We start from the raw sequence: 16,050 nt of genomic DNA on the forward strand, positions 1-16,050 counted from the left end.
GAGATCAATGCTCCTGTAAATACGCAGTTTCATGAAGCCATGCGAAAGAAGTGCACTAGTTCGTCAACCTAGTGCACTAGTACGATTACGATGCCGCCGGAGGTGCCGATGACCAGAGGGACCGAGCCCCCGTACCTGCGGATCGTTTCGGCGATCCGCGATCGCATCGTGCGCGGCGAGCTGCGCCCCGGCGACCGCGTGCCGTCCACCCGCTCGATCACCCGCGAATGGGGCGTGGCCATGGCCACCGCCACGAAGGCGCTCGCCGAGCTCCGCCGCGAAGGGCTGGTCGAAGCGCGGCGCGGCGCGGGCACGGTCGTCAGCGCGGCGCCGCAGCCGCCACCGGACCGCCCGGCCGAACCGCCGCTGACCCTGCAGCGGATCGTCGCCGCCGCGGTGGCGGCAGCCGACGCCGAAGGGACGAAAGCGGTGTCCATGCGCCGGATCGCGGCCGACCTGGGGGTCGGCCCGATGTCGCTCTACCGGCACGTGGCGAGCAAGGACGAGCTGGTGCGCGAGATGATGCGCGTCGCGTTCCTCGAACGACCGCTGCCGGAACCGGGCCCGCCCGGCTGGCGGGCGAAGCTCGAACTCGTGTGCCGGACGCAGTGGGAGCTCTACCTGCGGCATCCCTGGCTGGCGAGCGCGGTGTCCATGACGCGTCCGCAGCTGGTGCCGGAGGCGATGGCGCACACCGAATGGACCCTGCGAGCCCTCGACGGCCTCGGACTGGACCCGGACGAGATCGCGCGCGAGGCGCTGACGCTGCCGTCGATGGTGCGCGGCCTCGCGCTGTCCCGGGAATCCGAAGCCGAGGCAGAGGAGGCGACCGGTGTCGGCGCCGAGCAGTGGTGGAGGTCGCTGGACGACCAGGTGAAGGCGTTGTACGCGACCGGACGATTCCCCATGCTCGCGGACTTGAACAGCGAGGTCGTCGACGACATCGACGGCCTCTTCGAGCACGCGCTGACCCGCAACCTCGACGGCCTGCAGGCCCGGCTGGAGCGCGGCACCGCCCCGGTGCGCCGCCCCTAGCGAATCGGGCCGGCCGCGGATTCCACAGTGGACGACGAACCTGCGTTGATCGTGCCGCTACCCTGCCCGCATGGGTTCTTCCAGTGAGCACGCTCCGCTGCCCATCCCGGCCGAGACCACGGACCTGCGCAGCGGGCCGCCGCTGCACGGCGCGTGCGCGCCGCTGCAGGATCTGGTCGGCGTGTGGCGCGGGGCCGGCGAAGTCGACTACCCGAGCATCGAGGGGCCGTACCGGTTCGGGCAGCAGGTCACGATCGCCCACGACGGGCGGCCGTTCCTGCGCCACGAGGCGCGAGCCTGGCTGCTCGACGCCGAGGGCAACGTCCTGCGGCCGGCGGCGTGGGAAACCGGCTGGTGGCGGCCGCAACCCGACGGGAACCTAGAGCTGCTGATCAGCCACTGCACCGGAATCTTGGAACTGTTCTACGGCACGGCGAGCCCGCAGCGCTGGGAACTCGCCACCGACACCGTCGTCCGCGCCGCGACCGCGAAGGACGTCGAGGCCGCAGAGCGCAGTTACGCGCTCGACGCCGACGGCGCGCTCCACTACGCCGAGAGCCGCGCCATGGTCGGCCTGCCGATGACGCCTCACGTCACAGCCCGGCTGCAGCGCCTCTGACCGAGCCGAGAAGAACAGCTATGCTGAATACATGACCCATGACGATCCCGCCGCCGACGACACCGCCGGGATCGCCGCGGCGGCCACCGAGGTCCGGATGGGCGTGATGCGCCTGGCGCGGCGGCTGCGCGCCGAGCGCGAGTCCGGCGAGCTGACCCTGGGGCGCCTGGCGGTGCTGGGCCGCCTGGAACGCGACGGTCCGGGGACCGCCAGCGCGCTGGCCGCCGCCGAGCGGGTCACCCCGCAGTCCATGGCCCGGATCGTGCAGCACCTGATCGATGCCGGGCTGGCCGCGCGCGACACGGACCCGGCCGATCGGCGGGCCGCCATCGTCCGGATCACCGAGGCCGGCCGCAGCCAGGTCCTGCGGGACCGGGGCCGGCGCGAGGCGTGGCTGGCCCAGGCCATGACCGGTCTCACCGATGTCGAGCGGGAGCTGCTGGTGCTCTCCGCCAGGCTGCTGGACCGCCTCGCCGACTCCTGACCCAGCTCCGAGCCGAGATGACCGATGCCACGAACCACACCCGAACCATCCGCACAAAAAGACAGCAAGGCTGAAGATCTTCCGCGGTCGGCGAAACCCGAGCCGGAGTTACCGGGCAGGTTCATCACCCCGATCGCCTTCGGCACGATCCTGCAGCCGCTCAACTCGTCGATGATCGCGGTCGCCCTGGTCGGCATCCGCTCCCACTTCGACGCGGGCACCTCGGTGACCTGGCTGGTCTCCGCGCTCTACCTGGCCACCGCCGTCGCCGCCCCGGCGATGGGCCGCATCGCCGACGTGCTCGGCCCGCGCCGCACCAGCCTCGCCGGTCTCGTCCTGGTCGGCATCACCTCGGCGGCGGCCCCGTTCGCGCCGAACATCGCGGCGCTGGTGGTCTGCCGCGTCCTGATCGGCATCGGCACGGCGGCCCAGTACCCGTGCGGCGTCGCGATGATCCGCCGCGCCGCCGACCAACTGCGCTCCCGCCCGGGCAACGCGCTGGCCGCGCTCGCCATCTGCTCGCAGGTCACCGCCGCGCTCGGCCCCTCCCTCGGCGGGCTGCTCGTCGGCGGCTTCGGCTGGGCCGGGGTGTTCTGGATCAACGTGCCGCTGGCGCTGGTCGGCGGCGCGGTGATCATGCGGTGGGGCCCGGCGGATCCGCCCGTGCGGGGCGGCGGCCGGCTGAAGGCCCTCGCCCAGGTCGACCCGGTCGGCATGCTGCTGTTCGCGGTCTCGATCACGGCGCTGATGTTCTGGTTGCTGTCGCTGACCGCGACACCGGAGTGGTGGTGGCTGGGCGTCGCGGTCCCGGCCGCCGCGCTGACGGTCTGGTGGGGCCTGCGCGCCCGCGATCCGTTCCTGGACATGCGCCTGCTGGCGCGGCGCGGGCTGTCGTTCACCTACGGCCGGACGATCGTGACCTACACGGCGTTCTACTGCGTGTTCTACGGCCTGCCGCAGTGGCTGGAGGAAACCCGGGGGCTGGGCCCGGTCGGCGCCGGGCTGGTTGTGCTGCCGATCGCCGCCGTCGGCGCCGTGTCGACACTGCTGGCGACCCGGCTGCAGCGCCGCCGCGGGCCGCGCGCGGCCCTGATCGTCGGAACCGCTGCGCTGTGCGTCGGCGGGCTGCTGCTGACCGTGCCGGACGCCGACTCGCCGATCCCGCTGCTGCTGGTGATCTCCGCGATGCTGGGGCTGCCCAACGGGTTCAACAACATGGGCAACCAGAGCGCGACGTACTCGGCCACCCCGGCGGAGCGGATGGGCGCGGCGTCCGGGCTCTACCGCACCTCGCAGTACGTCGGCGCGAACCTCGCCGCCGCGCTCCTGGCGCTGGTGCTCGGCGTGCACGCGGATGACGCCGGGCTGCACCGGATGGGCCTGGCGGTCGCGATCCTCGCGGGCTTCCTGCTCGTCGCCTCGCTGCTCGGGCTGCTCCGCCACCGGCGCGCCTGACGAAAGGACGGAGGCCCCGCACCCGGTGGGGTGCGGGGCCTCCGCGCAGCTCAGGGGCCGGCCCGGAATCCGGTACCGGCCGGATCACCCGAACTCAGACGATGCGAACGTCGCTCGCCTGCGGGCCCTTCGGGCCCTGGGTGACCTCGTAGGTGACCTTCTGGTCCTCGTCGAGGCTGCGGAAACCGCGCGCGTCGATCGCCGAGTAGTGGACGAAGACGTCCGCACCGCCGTCGTCAGGCGCGATGAAGCCGAAGCCCTTTTCCGAGTTGAACCACTTCACGGTTCCCTGTGCCATGTCTCTCTCCTTCTGGGAGCCGGTACTACTACAGGCGGTCACACTTCGTAACCGCCTGGGTCGCTGATCTCGAACGGCGACTTCTCCAGCTACAACCAGATAGCAGCACGCTCGCATCACTATCCTGCGAGTGTGCGCGAACACGACCCCAGAAAAATACGACCGCCGTAGACACTACACGGTCGGCGGGGTTCGTGTCGGGTTGGTTTTCCCGGGCGTGTCGCCGCCGCCCGCATGATCAGTTCGCGGGCCCCGACCAGAAGAGTCCGTCCAGGTCAGGAGCCTTCTCGATGGCGCCGTACTTGACCGCGTAGGTGGCGTACTCCGCGGCGCTGGCGCGGTCGAGCCCCTGCGGATAGGTGGGCAGGTTCGCCGTCGAGACGATCTCCGGGTTGAACCTCAGGTTGGTCACCACCGCCTCGCGCGCCTTGTCCGGGTGCTCGGTGGCGAACCGGTTCGCCTCGTCCATGGCGTCCGAGAACGCCTGGACCACCTGCGGGTTCTGCTTCGCGAACGCGCCGCTGGTGAGGTAGTAGCCCAGCGTCGCCTCCGGGCGGGCCTCGACGAAGTTCGAGATCAGCGGGGTGAACCCGGCGGCGAGGGCGGCCTGCACGTTCGGCTCGACCTGCCAGATCGCGTCGACGTCGCCGCGCTTGAGCGCGTCGTTCATGTCCGAGAACGGCATCGGCGTGAACCGGATGCCGGAGACGTCCACGCCGCGCTTCTCCAGCGCCATCTTGATGCTCACCTCGCCGATGTTGTGCAGCGAGTTGACCGCGATGTTGGCGTGCGCCAGGTCGCCGACGGTGCGGATCGGGCCGTCCGGCTTGACCAGCACCTGGGAGACGTCCTTGGCCGGGTCCGCGCCGGAGCCGCAGCAGTTGTGCACCAGCTTGATGTCCAGCCCCTGCTCGGCGGCCTGGAAGTCGCTGATCACGTTGGCGTAGCCGATCTGGTTCTCCTGCTTCACCGTCGCCGGGATCAGCGCGGCCCCGCTGTCGGCGACGTGCACCGTCACGTCGAGCCCGTGCTTGGCGAAGATGCCTTCGCTGACGCCGAGGTACAGCGGCGCGGCATCGATGGTCGGGATGATGCCGACCCGCAGCGCGGTGCGGCCGTCGGCCGTCTTGGTGAGCTCCGGCCCGCCGCAGGCGGCCAGCACCGCCACCGCGAACAACGCGACCAGCGCCGCGAAAACCCTGGGGATTCCCCGCATTTTCTCCTCCAACCTAATGCGCGGACGTGGGCTCGGCGGTGTTGACCATTGCCCTGATCCGGCTGAACACGTGTGCCCGCAGGCGGGCGAATTCCGGCAGTTCCTTGGTGCCGATCTGGTCCCGCTGCGCGGGCAGGTCGATCGGCACGATCTCGTCGATCCGGCTGGGCGAGCGGCTCAGGATCGCCACCCGGTCGCTGAGGTAGACCGCCTCGTCCACGTCGTGGGTGACGAACACCAGCGCCAGGTCCGTCTCGTCGCGGACCCGCAGCAGGAGGTCTTCCAGGTCGGCGCGGGTCTGCGCGTCGACCGAGGCGAACGGCTCGTCCATGATCAGCACCTGCGGCCGGTACGCGATCGCGCGGGCGATCGCCACCCGCTGCTGCATGCCGCCGGAGAGCTGCCACGGGTACTTCGAGCCCGCCGCGGATAGGCCGACCTGCGCGAGCGCGGTGTCGACGCGCTCGCGCCGCTCGGCTGCGGACAGCCCGAGGTTGCGCAGCGGCAGTTCGACGTTGCGCCGCACGGTGAACCACGCCATCAGCGAGCGGGCGTAGTCCTGGAACACCACCGCGAACTCCGGTGGCGGGCCCACGACCTCCCTGCCGTTGAACCGCACGGTGCCCTCCGTGGGCTTGGCCAGCCCGGTGAGGCAGCGCAGCACGGTCGTCTTGCCCGCGCCGGACGGGCCGACGATGGTGAAGAACTCCCGCTCGCCGACCGTGAAGGTGACGTCGTCGACGACCCGCGCGGTCCCGGTGCGGGTGGGGAATTCCTTGGCGATGTTGGTTACTTCGAGCATGTCATCCTCACCGGTGTCCGAAGTGGAGTGCGCCTCATCGCGCCCGCTCCGCGCGTTTCTCCCAGGGCAGGAGCAGTTTCTCGGCCACGCCGAACAGCCAGGTCAGGGCGAAGCCGAGGACGCCGAGCAGCAGCACGCCGGACCACATGTCGGTGATGCGGAAGGTGTTCTGCGCGTCGACGATGACGAACCCGATGCCCTGGTGGCTGCCGACCATCTCGCTGGTGACCGTCAGGATCAGGCTCAGCGGGATGGCGACCCGGATACCGCTGGCGATGCGCGGCGCGGCCGCGGGCAGCACGATGTTCAGCTGCCGGCGCACGCCGGTGATGCCGTAGACGCTGGCGGTGTCGCGCAGCGTCGGCTCCAGCGAACGCGTGCCGTCCAGCGCGTTGAGCAGCACCGGCCACACGCAGCCCAGCGCGATCAGGAACACCTTCATCTCGGTGCCCAGCCCGAACAGCATCATCGCGAACGGCAGCAGCGCGGTGGCCGGGATGGCGCGGACGAACTCGATGCTCGGCGACAGCGCCCGGTGCAGCAGCGGGACCTGGCCGAGCGCCACGCCGACCACGATGCCCACGACGACGCCGATGACCAGACCGGACAGCAGGTTGCCGATGCTGGAGGCGATGTCGGCGCGGCCCTCGGCGGACAGCCAGTGCTCCTGGGCGGTTTCCAGGATCCGGCTCAGCGGCGGGAAGTAGACGCTGGCGGAGTTCTCGGTGGCCAGCCACCAGATCGCCACGGTGGCGACGGCGCCGACCACGCCGAGCAGTGCGGACAGGACTCGTCGGTTCATCGCGGGCCCCGATTCGCCGCGTCCCAGTGCAGCAGCCGCCGCTCCCCCGCGGACAGCGCGATGTTGATCAGCCAGCCGAGCAGGCCGGTGACGATGATGTACGCGTACATCAGGTCCGGCGAGCCGCCGGCGCGGTTGAGGCTGATCTGCGCGCCCAGGCCCGGCACGCCGATGATGATCTCGGCCGTGACGACCAGGATCAGCGAGGTCGCCGAGGCGACCCGGATGCCGGTCATCAGGTACGGCAGCGCCGAGGGCAGCGCCACCCAGCGCAGGGTCTGCGCCCTGGTCAGCCCGTAGCAGCGGGCGGTTTCCGCGGTGACCTGGTCGACCGCTCCCGCGCCCGCCGTCGTGGCCACCAGCAGTTGCCAGAACGCCGCGAACGTGGCCAGGAACAGCTCGCTCTGCTTGCCGGTGCCCAGCGCGAGCACCACCAGCGGGATCAGCGCCACCGACGGGACCGGGCGGAGGAACTCCACGACCGGCCTGGTCAGGGCCCGCACCCACCACACCGGGCCCAGCAGCAGCCCGAGCGGGACCGCCAGCACGGTCGCCAGCACCAGCGCCACGAACCAGCCCTGCAGCGTCTGGCCGAGCTGGAGCCACAGCTGCGCCCCGGCCAGTTCCGGCAGCAGCGCCGCGACGATCTGGCTGACCGGCGGGAAGTAGTCCGCCGGGAGCACGCCGGTGCGGGTGAGGATCTCCTCCAGCGCCAGCAGGACCACGACGGTGCCCGCCGCCAGCTGCCAGCCCGGCCGGGTGGGCCGGGCGGTGTGCACGGCGGTCATGACGTGCTCCCGCGCTGTTCCGCGGAATGCAGGCTGCGGGCGAACTCGGCGACCCGGATCTGCCGCACCCTGGTGAGGTGGTCGGCCATGATCTCGCGGGCCCGGGCCGGGTCGTGGTCGCGCAGCGCGGCCACCAGTTCGTGGTGCTGCTGCTGGCCCTTGGAGATCTCCGCCAGGTCCTGGACCTTCATCAGCGGGTTGTAGATCTTCTGCACGTCCATCAGCTGGTTGATCATCCGGATCAGCGTCCGGTTGCGGCTGCCGGCGCGCAGCGCCTCGTGCCAGCGCACGTTCGCGGCGAGGATCGCCTCGCCGGTAGCGGCCTGCGTCACGGTGTCGCCGTTGTCGATCGCGGTCCGCAGCGTCGCGATGAGCTCGTCGAGCTGCTCGGTGAGCTGTTCGAGGTGGGCGAGCCGGAAGTCGTCGCAGTCGGTGGCGGCCTTCTCCACGGCGGCGCACTCCAGCAGGATGCGCACGTCGAAGACCTCGATGATCTCCTCCGGACTCAGCTCGTCCACGACGTAGCCGCGCTTCTGCTTGGTGATCAGGCCTTCCTGGGCCAGTCGCGCCAGCGCCTCCCGGACCGGCGTGCGGGACACGCCGAAGCGGGCCGCCAGCGCGGTTTCCAGCAGCACGGTGCCCGGCTTGAGCTGCTGCTCCAGGATCAGCCTGCGGAGGTTCGCGTACTGCTCGGCGGCCGCGTCGGCGGTGCTCACGTCGCCGCACCTCCGAGCAGTTCCGCCGCGCGGCGCGCGAGCGCGTTGCGGTCGATCTTGTTGGTCGACGACAGCGGCAGCTCGTCGACGATCCAGACCTGGCGCGGGTGCGCGTACGGTTCGGCGTTGTCCAGCACGTGCTTCCGCAGCTCGTCGGGGCCGGCCTGGGTGGACGGGCGGAGGCTGACGAACGCGACCGGCTTGTGGCCCTTGATCTCGTCGGGCACCCCGATCACCGCGGCCTGGCGGACGGCCGGGTGCGATTCGAGGATCTCCTCCACCGCCGCCGGGTAGACGTTCTCGCCGCCGCTGGTGAACATGTCGTCCTCGCGGCCGGTGAAGAAGTAGAACCCGTTCTCGTCGACGCGGAAGACGTCCTTGGTGTGGTAGAAGCCGTCCGCGGTCACCGGGCTGGGCAGGTCGGGCCGCCGGTGGTAGCCGGTCATCAGCGCCGGGCAGCGGATCTCCAGCACGCCCTCGCCGGTGGCGGTCGCGCCGGTGGAATCCACCAGCCGCAGCTCGACGTCGGGGTCGGCCACGCCGACCGAGCCGTCGGGGGTGGGCAGGCCGCCCGGGTGATCGGTGAACGCCACCGGTCCGGATTCCGTCGTCCCGTAGCCGAAGTGCAGGTCGGCGCGCGGGAACAGGGCGCGGACGTCGTGGAACAGCGCCTGCGATGCGGGCGCGGAGCCCATGAACACGTCGATCACGCTGCCGGTGTCCACTGTGGCCACGAGGTCGTCCTCGCGGAGCAGCAGCGCGAACATCGGCGGAACGCCGGTCACCCGGGTCACCTGGTGCTCCTCCACTGCCTGGAGGAACTGCCGCGCGGAGAACTTGGGCAGCAGCACCACGGTCGCGCCGACGCCGAACGCCTGCTGGCAGTTGGCCAGGGCGTTCATGTGGTACAGCGGCGCGGCCACCAGGTAGCGGGCGTCGGCGGGGCCCGGCGTGCTCGCCCGCAAGCCCAGCACCCACAGGTGGCTGCGCTGGGACAGCACAACGCCCTTCGGGCGGCCCGTGGAACCCGAGGTGTAGAGGATCATCGCCGGGTCCTCGGGGTCGGGCACGACCGAGGCGAACTTCCCGTCGCTGCGGGGCGTTCGCTCGATCAGGCCGTCGAGCTCCCACACCCGGACGCCACTGCCCGCGACGAGCTCGCCGCCACGCGCGTCGGCGAAAACCGCCTTCGCACCGGCGTTCTCCAGCACGTACGCGACGCCGTCGCTGGGCAGCTTGTAGCTGACCGGCACCGGTACGAACCCGGCGCGTTGCAGGACGTAGAACGCCACCAGCCACTCCGGGGTGTTCTCGCCGAGAACGCCCACCGCATCGCCGCGGCTCAGGCCCTGGCCCGAGGTCCAGGCGGCGACCGCGTCGACGGCCGCGTCGAACTCGCGGTAGGTCAGCCGGCGGGCGCCGGATCCGGTCACTGCGATGATCGCCGGCGCGTCCGGCCGGTCGGCGGTGACGACGTCGCCCTGGTTGCGGTAGTCGAAGTCGCTCATGCTCTTCCTCACTGCGCCACGGCGGACAGGAAGGTGCCCCGCCCGATGGCGACGGTCCGGCCGTCCTGGTCGAGCACCTCGGCTTCGGCCACCGACACCTGCCTGCCGGGCCGGATCAGGCGGCCGATCACCCGCAGGTCGCCCGGCAGCGCCGCGCGCAGGTAGTTGACGGTCAGGTCCACTGTGGGCACGCCGCGGCCGATGGTGCCGGTGAGCGCCCAGTCGGCGGCGAGGTCCAGCAGCGAGGCCAGGATCCCGCCGTGCGTGGCACGCGTTTCGTGGTTGCCGACCCACTCCTCCCGCCAGCGAGCGGTGAGTTCGATGCGGTCCTTGGTCAGCTCGACGACCCGCAGGTCCAGCCACCGGTGGTAGGGCGCGGCCCGCAGCAGTTCCTCGACGTCGGAGGCGGTCAGCCCGGCCATCACTCGTCGCCCCACGGGTCGACGACGATCTTGCCGATGAACTTGCGTTCCTCCAGCCGGGCCAGCCCCTCGCGGGCCCGGGACAGCGGCAGGACCTGGTCGATCAGCGGCTCGTAGTCGCCGGCCGCCACGCCGTCCAGCAGGGCGCGGAAGTCGTCGCCGGTGAAGCCATTAGAGCCGATCACCTGGAGCTCGAAGGACCAGATGTAGCGCAGGTCCTCGGTCGGGTCGTAGCCCGCCGTGGCGCCGCAGACCAGGATCTTGCCGCCGAGCTTCACGCAGCGCAGCGTCGGCGCCCAGGTGTCGCCGCCGGTGTAGTTGATCACCACGTCGACGCCGGTGTCGTAGCTGTAGCGCTGCGGCTTGCCGTGGTGCTCCTTGACGTAGTCCAGGAAGCTCTCGGTCTTGTAGTTGACGACCTCGTCGGCGCCGATCTCCTTGAGCTTCGCGCCCTTCTCGTCGTCGCCGACGGCGGCGATCACGTGCGCGCCGAGCTTCTTGCAGAGGATCACCGATGCGGTGCCGACGCCGCCGGAGGCGCCGAGGATCAGCACCTTGTCGCCGGCCTTGACGGTCTCCTTCTCGACGATCATCCGGTGCGCGGTGCCGTAGGCCACCGGCAGCGCCGCGGCCTGGGCGTACTCGACCTCGTCGGGCAGCGGGATCAGCTGCTCGGCCGACACCAGCGCGTACTGCGCGAGGCCGCCGTCGAGGGTCTCGCCCATCAGGCCCCGCTCCGGGTGGATCGGGTGCACCAGCACGCGGTCGCCGACGGACCAGCCGGTCACGCCCTCGCCGAGCTCGGCGACGTCGCCCACCAGGTCCAGGCCGATGACCACCGGGAACGGGATCTTGATGCCCGGCATGCCGCGGGTGGTGAAGATGTCGTGGTAGTTGAACGACGTTGCCCGCACCTTGATCACGACGTGGCCGGGGGTGGCGGTGGGCTTCGGGTGGTCGTCGCGCAGGCGGAGCTGATCGAGGTCGCCGTGCCCTTCCAGGACCAGCGCGCGCATCGTGTCGGTCATCGGTGGTGCTTTCCCATCCGTGTTCGGTTTTCGGTGCGGTTCAGCGGAATTCGACGAGGCCGTGCTCGCCGGAGAGGGTGAGGGCAAGCCCGGCGGGTCCGGCGGCCAGCCGCAGCGAGGTGCCGATCGCCGTAAGAACCGGGCGCACGCCGACCGGATCCGGATGGCTGCCGGTGAACGACACCAGCTCCACCTCCGGCGGTCCGACGGCCGGCGACGTCGTGGTGCCCCAGTCGATGAGGAACGGGACGACGCCGCCGGGCAGCCCGTTCGGCGGTTCGGTGAGGCGCCACTCGAGCAGCTCGCCGGTGGTGGTGCGGCGCTGTCCCGGGCCGACCGGGCCGATGTGCGCCGCGGCCTCGTCGATGTCGGCCGGGTGCACCGCCCAGGCGGCCACGCGGGGTTCGCGCAGCGCTGCCAGCCCGAAGGTGAGGGCGTCGTCGCCGACGGTGCGGTCGGGGTCCGGCCCGATGATCTCCAGGTAGCTGTCGCCGCCGAAGGAGACCAGGTAGTTGCGGGTGCCGCGGTCCGGGTGGGCGCCGCCCGCGGCGGGCCGCACGCCGGTACGGGCGGTGAACTCGGCGACCGTCTCGTCCAGCGCCGGCGTGGCGATCACGACGTGGTCCAGTCGCGGCGGGATCGCCGGTGTCTCCGCTTCGCCCATCGGTTCGTCCTCCGTCCGGATGCGTTGCGTGCATCCTCTGCCGCGAATGTGTACACGTCAAAGATTTGTGTATACGTTCCACCATGTGAACGCCCGCGATGTCGCACGCGAGCGTTCCTGCTGTTCAGGGCAACGAAAAACGGCCCCCACCAGATCGTGGGAGCCGCTTGCGGGGAGTGCCCGGCGCGTTACTCGAAGCGCGAGGTATCGCCGGCGCCGCGGCGGACGATCTCCGGCTCCGGGCCGGAGAAGTCGATCACCGTGGTGGGTTCGGTGCCGCACTCGCCGGAGTCGATCACGGCGTCCAGGACGTGGTCGAGCTCGTCCTTGATCTGCCAGCCCTGCGTCATCGGCTCCTCCTCGCCGGGCAGCAGCAGCGTGCTGGACAGCATCGGCTCGCCGAGCTCGGCCAGCAGCGCCTGCACCACGACGTGGTCCGGGATGCGCACGCCGACGGTCTTCTTCTTCGGGTGCATCAGCCGGCGCGGCACTTCCTTGGTGGCGGGCAGGATGAACGTGTAGCTGCCCGGCGTCGACGCCTTGATGGCGCGGAACACCGCGTTGTTGATGATCACGAACTGGCCGAGCTGCGCGAAGTTCTGGCACACCAGGGTGAAGTGGTGCCGGTCGTCGAGGTGCCGGATGGCCCGGATCCGGTCGATGCCGTCCTTGTTGCCGAGCTGGGCGCCGAGCGCGAAGCACGAGTCCGTCGGGTACGCGATGAGGCCGTTGTCGCGGACGATGTCCACCACCTGCCCGATCGCGCGCCGCTGCGGGTTCTCCGGATGCACGTCGAAGTACTTCGCCATGCTCAGAGCTTAGGTCGACCCGCAAGTCCGAGCTCAATGGCGTGGCGCAACGGGGTGCGGATTCGATCGACCGGCAGGAATGCGACGTCGGCGTGGTTGCTTCCACCTAAGATCAGAGCAGGCCCTCGGACAGCAGCGCGGCGTGCAGGCCGGCGATCGTCTCCGGACGGCGCAGCGGCGCACCGAGCACGTGCTCGGCCCGGGTGAGCCGGTAGCGCACCGAGTTCGGATGCAGGTGCAAGGCCTCCGCGGTGGCCGTCGTGTCGAGGTCCGCGCCCAGGTAGGCGACGACCGTTTCGAACAGCAGCGGTTGCTCCCGCAGCCCGGCCAGGAAATCGCCCGACTTCTCGGCGATCTCCGCGCTCGGCAGCCGGGCGATCAACCAGTTCGCGAGGGACAGCTCCGAGAAGTCCGCCGCAGTCAGCTTGCCGGGCACTGCGGTCATCCGGCCGAGCACGAACTCGGCGTCGGCCAGCGACTCCTTCGCCCGCCCCAGCGAGCGCACCGCGCGGCCGCTGCCGACCCGCCCCGGCGGCAGCGATTCAACCGAACCGACCAAGGTTTCTCGCTCGCCCTGGGCGAAAACGACGACATCGGCACCGTGCGCGGTGGCCAGGAACGGCATCCGGGCCGCGTTCAGCGCCGCCTCCACTCGGCCCAGCGCGCAGCGGTTCCCGGCCGGCCGGTAGACCAGCACCCGGCAGTCCGAACTGAAGTCGAAGCCGACGATGCGGGCCCGCCGGTCCAGGTCTCCGCTGCCGTCCGCGGTGGCCCCGTCGAACAGCGCACTTTCGAGCAGATGCCGGCGCTGTGCGCGGAGTTCCGCAGGTTCGTGCTCACGAGCCACGTACATCACGCCCAGCAGCTGGGCCGCCGAGCGCAACACCGGCAGGAGCTGCGCCCCGTCCCCGGCCCGGGCCTCCCTGACCAGCCAGCCGAACATGTAAGGCCCGGTTCGCACCGGCAGCGCGAGGTACCGCAGATCGTCGACGCCGACTTCTGCCGGGCCGTTGGCCGGCTGCGCGTGCAGGGCCTCGCGCAACTCCCTGGCGTGCAGGTGGTCTTCCGGCCAGTTCGGGCGGCCATCGGTGCGCAGCAGGATCACTTCGGTGCCCACCAGCGGTTGCAGCCGCCGCAGCAGTGCGATCTCGGGGGCTTCGGCATGCGCCAACGGGTCGTCCTCCTCCACGCCCATCAGGTATGCCTGCGTTTGCAGCACCCGTTGCAGCAGTTCCGGGGAGGAGCCCAGCACCTTCTGCTGCACGAAGCCGATCACGTCCCGGTGCGGCGTTTCCAGCGGCACCTCGATCACCGGGAACCCCAACCGGTCCGCCTCGTCCAGCAGTGCCGTCGGGACCCGCCGCGTGACGATGCCGGTCGCGTAGCCGAGCGCAGCGATGTTGGACCCCGCGAGCTCCCGAACCAGCGCCCGCTGCTCCGTCGGCTTGCGCTGGATGCGCATGCCGGTCGTCAGCAGCAGCCAGTGCGGCGGCACCCACCGCGACGGGTTGGCGATCTCGATGGCGTGCGCGCCGTCGATCTGGCGGGCGGGGCCGGTGTCGGCCGCGGTCAGCAGCCGCAGTCCCAGCCTCGCCTCGGCGAGCAGGTCCGCGAGGCGCAGCGGGCCGTCATCGGGCAGGATCCTCACCCGCCCATCCTGCACATGGCGGGTGGCGTTCAGGCAACCGCCGGATCACGCGGGCGTCTTCCGACGTTGCCGAGCGCCCGGTCATTCCCGCAGGTCGTCGAGCGTGGTTTCCGGGGCGATCCGGGCGCCGTCGATGCGCAGCTCGACGATGGCCGGGAGACCTGCGGCGAAGGCGCGGTCCAGCGCCGGACCTACCTGCCCGGTTTCCTCGACCCGTTCGCCGTGCCCACCGAAGGCCCGGGCGTACGCGGCGAAATCGGGGTTCACCAGGCGCGTTCCAGATTCCCGGCCGGGATGCCGCAGCTCCTGGTGCTGGCGGATCGTGCCGTACATGCCGTTGCTGACCACGAGGATCACCGGCGCGGCGCCCTCGGCGACGGCCGTGGCGAACTCCTGGCCGTTCATGAGGAAGCAGCCGTCTCCGGCCACCGACACGACCCGCCGCTGCGGATGCCGGATGGCTGCGGCCACCGCCGCCGGGACGCCATAGCCCATCGAGCCGTTGCGCGGCGCCAGCTGCGCGGGATAGGTGCGGTAGGAAAGGTAGCGCTGCGCCCACAGGGCGTGGTTGCCCGCGCCGAACGTTACGACGGCGTCAACAGGTAGGCGTTTTTGCAGCTCCGCCATGGCGATTCCGAGCTCCAGCCGGTCACCGACCGGCTGCGGCGTGCGGTACCGCTCGAAGCGTTCCCGCAACTCGCGCGTCCGCGCGGCCCACGGGCGCTCGTCGGGTGGCGACGTCGCGACCATGGCCCCGGCGAAGGCCGCCGGGGTGGCGAGGAACCGGTGCCGCGGCCGGTGGATCGCGGCGTGCCCTTCCGGGTCCGGCAACACCGACACGACCGGGACGTCCGGCCGCACCAGCGACCAGCCGTCCGAGGCGACGTCGCCGAGCGGGGTGCCGACCGCGATCACGACATCCGCGTCGGCGAGTGCGCGAGCGGTTTCCTCGGCCCGGCCGAAGCCCAGGAATCCCGCGTAGGAGGCCGATTCGTTGTCCAGGAGGTCCTGATGCCGGAAGTCGGTGACGACCGGCAGCTCCCAGTTCTCGGCCCACTGCCGGATCAGCGCGGCTGCGCCGGGTTCCCACGGCGAACCGCCGAGCACCACCAGCGGCCGCCGGGCGTCGGCGATCAGGGCCGCCACCGAGTTCGCCTGCTCGGCCGCGATCGCCGTTTGCGGCAGCGGGAACGGTTCCCCGTCCGCCACCTCGGCGGCATCGCGGAGCATGTCCTCCGGCAGACCCACCACGACCGGACCGGGGCGACCGCTGCGCGCGATGAGGAAGGCCTGCGCCAGCTGTTCGGGGATCCGGTCGGCTCGGTCGATCGTCAGCACGGACTTCGCCGATGCGCCGAACGTGCGAGCCAGGTCGAACTCCTGGAACGCTTCGCGATCGCGTTCGCCGCGCGGGATGAGGCCGACGAACAGCAGCAACGGCACCCGGTCCTGCCAGGCGGTGTGCAGGGCGACCAGGGCGTTCGACGCGCCCGGCCCCCGCGTCACCAGGCACACGCCGACGCCGCCGGTGAGCCTTGCGTCCGCGTCGGCCATGTACGCCGCGCCGCCTTCGTGGCGGCAGACGACGAGCCTGATCGGCGAGTCGTGCAGCGCGTCGAGCACCTCCAGGTAGCTCTCACCCGGCACGCAGAACGCCGTGGTGACACCGTGCTTCTCCAACTGCGCGACGACGAGTTCGCCACCGCCGCGGGCCGTGTTCACCGTTCGCTCCCCTCACTCGATCGCCAGGCTTGGA

At 71.1% G+C, this 16,050-nt stretch carries 17 protein-coding genes; 4 read left to right on the forward strand and 13 right to left on the reverse strand.

Annotated elements, in window-relative coordinates:
- The first annotated feature begins 108 nt into the window (after positions 1-108).
- The 4 genes from E1288_RS38230 (at position 109) to E1288_RS38245 (ending at position 3,593) form a co-directional block, all read left to right on the forward strand.
- Positions 109-1,035, forward strand: coding sequence for a TetR/AcrR family transcriptional regulator C-terminal domain-containing protein (locus tag E1288_RS38230; RefSeq protein ID WP_132493564.1), 927 nt, complete (start codon positions 109-111; stop codon positions 1,033-1,035).
- Between the two features lie 70 nt (positions 1,036-1,105).
- Positions 1,106-1,654, forward strand: coding sequence for an FABP family protein (locus E1288_RS38235; RefSeq protein WP_207954785.1), 549 nt, complete (start codon positions 1,106-1,108; stop codon positions 1,652-1,654).
- A gap of 31 nt (positions 1,655-1,685) precedes the next feature.
- The gene (locus E1288_RS38240; protein ID WP_207954786.1) at positions 1,686-2,138 is read left to right on the forward strand and encodes a MarR family winged helix-turn-helix transcriptional regulator; all 453 of its coding nucleotides are present in this window, start codon (positions 1,686-1,688) and stop codon (positions 2,136-2,138) included.
- Positions 2,139-2,162: 24 nt separating this feature from the next.
- Positions 2,163-3,593 (forward strand): MFS transporter, encoded by a 1,431-nt coding sequence (locus E1288_RS38245; protein WP_132493565.1) that lies wholly within the window; start codon positions 2,163-2,165, stop codon positions 3,591-3,593.
- A 94-nt stretch (positions 3,594-3,687) separates the two neighbouring features.
- On the opposite strand, the gene E1288_RS38250 is transcribed toward E1288_RS38245, so the two are convergent.
- The 13 genes from E1288_RS38250 to E1288_RS38310 form a co-directional block, all read right to left on the reverse strand.
- Positions 3,688-3,891 (reverse strand): cold-shock protein, encoded by a 204-nt coding sequence (locus tag E1288_RS38250; RefSeq protein WP_010692713.1) that lies wholly within the window; start codon positions 3,889-3,891, stop codon positions 3,688-3,690.
- Positions 3,892-4,129: 238 nt separating this feature from the next.
- Positions 4,130-5,107 carry an ABC transporter substrate-binding protein gene (locus E1288_RS38255; protein WP_132493566.1) on the reverse strand — a complete coding sequence of 326 codons (978 nt, stop codon included), beginning with the start codon at positions 5,105-5,107 and terminating at the stop codon, positions 4,130-4,132.
- 13 nt (positions 5,108-5,120) lie between these two features.
- A complete protein-coding gene (locus tag E1288_RS38260) occupies positions 5,121-5,909 on the reverse strand; it encodes an ABC transporter ATP-binding protein (protein ID WP_132493567.1) in 789 nt (262 codons plus the stop codon).
- Positions 5,910-5,943: 34 nt separating this feature from the next.
- A complete protein-coding gene (locus E1288_RS38265) occupies positions 5,944-6,711 on the reverse strand; it encodes an ABC transporter permease (RefSeq protein WP_132493568.1) in 768 nt (255 codons plus the stop codon).
- Positions 6,708-7,499 carry an ABC transporter permease gene (locus tag E1288_RS38270; RefSeq protein ID WP_132493569.1) on the reverse strand — a complete coding sequence of 264 codons (792 nt, stop codon included), beginning with the start codon at positions 7,497-7,499 and terminating at the stop codon, positions 6,708-6,710. Before E1288_RS38270 ends, E1288_RS38265 begins: the two co-directional genes overlap by 4 nt.
- Entirely contained in the window at positions 7,496-8,215 is a 720-nt protein-coding gene (locus E1288_RS38275) for a GntR family transcriptional regulator (protein ID WP_132493570.1), read from the reverse strand. The genes E1288_RS38270 and E1288_RS38275 overlap by 4 nt, the downstream gene beginning before the upstream one ends.
- On the reverse strand, positions 8,212-9,723 hold the full coding sequence (locus E1288_RS38280; protein ID WP_132493571.1) for a class I adenylate-forming enzyme family protein: 1,512 nt from the start codon (positions 9,721-9,723) through the stop codon (positions 8,212-8,214). Before E1288_RS38280 ends, E1288_RS38275 begins: the two co-directional genes overlap by 4 nt.
- Before the next feature lie 8 nt (positions 9,724-9,731).
- Complete coding sequence (locus tag E1288_RS38285; RefSeq protein ID WP_235884110.1) at positions 9,732-10,160, reverse strand: PaaI family thioesterase; 429 nt, start codon at positions 10,158-10,160, stop codon at positions 9,732-9,734.
- Positions 10,145-11,173 carry a zinc-binding dehydrogenase gene (locus E1288_RS38290; RefSeq protein ID WP_132493572.1) on the reverse strand — a complete coding sequence of 343 codons (1,029 nt, stop codon included), beginning with the start codon at positions 11,171-11,173 and terminating at the stop codon, positions 10,145-10,147. Before E1288_RS38290 ends, E1288_RS38285 begins: the two co-directional genes overlap by 16 nt.
- A 40-nt stretch (positions 11,174-11,213) precedes the next feature.
- Entirely contained in the window at positions 11,214-11,837 is a 624-nt protein-coding gene (locus E1288_RS38295) for a VOC family protein (protein WP_132493573.1), read from the reverse strand.
- Positions 11,838-12,025: 188 nt separating this feature from the next.
- Entirely contained in the window at positions 12,026-12,646 is a 621-nt protein-coding gene (locus tag E1288_RS38300) for an L-threonylcarbamoyladenylate synthase (RefSeq protein WP_093274135.1), read from the reverse strand.
- 112 nt (positions 12,647-12,758) lie between these two features.
- On the reverse strand, positions 12,759-14,294 hold the full coding sequence (locus tag E1288_RS38305) for a PucR family transcriptional regulator (RefSeq protein ID WP_132493574.1): 1,536 nt from the start codon (positions 14,292-14,294) through the stop codon (positions 12,759-12,761).
- Positions 14,295-14,375: 81 nt separating this feature from the next.
- Positions 14,376-16,016, reverse strand: a complete 1,641-nt coding sequence (locus E1288_RS38310; RefSeq protein WP_132493575.1) for a thiamine pyrophosphate-dependent enzyme — start codon at positions 16,014-16,016, stop codon at positions 14,376-14,378.
- Positions 16,017-16,050: the final 34 nt, after the last annotated feature.

This window comes from Saccharopolyspora elongata (genome assembly GCF_004348985.1).
Lineage (GTDB): Bacteria > Actinomycetota > Actinomycetes > Mycobacteriales > Pseudonocardiaceae > Saccharopolyspora > Saccharopolyspora elongata.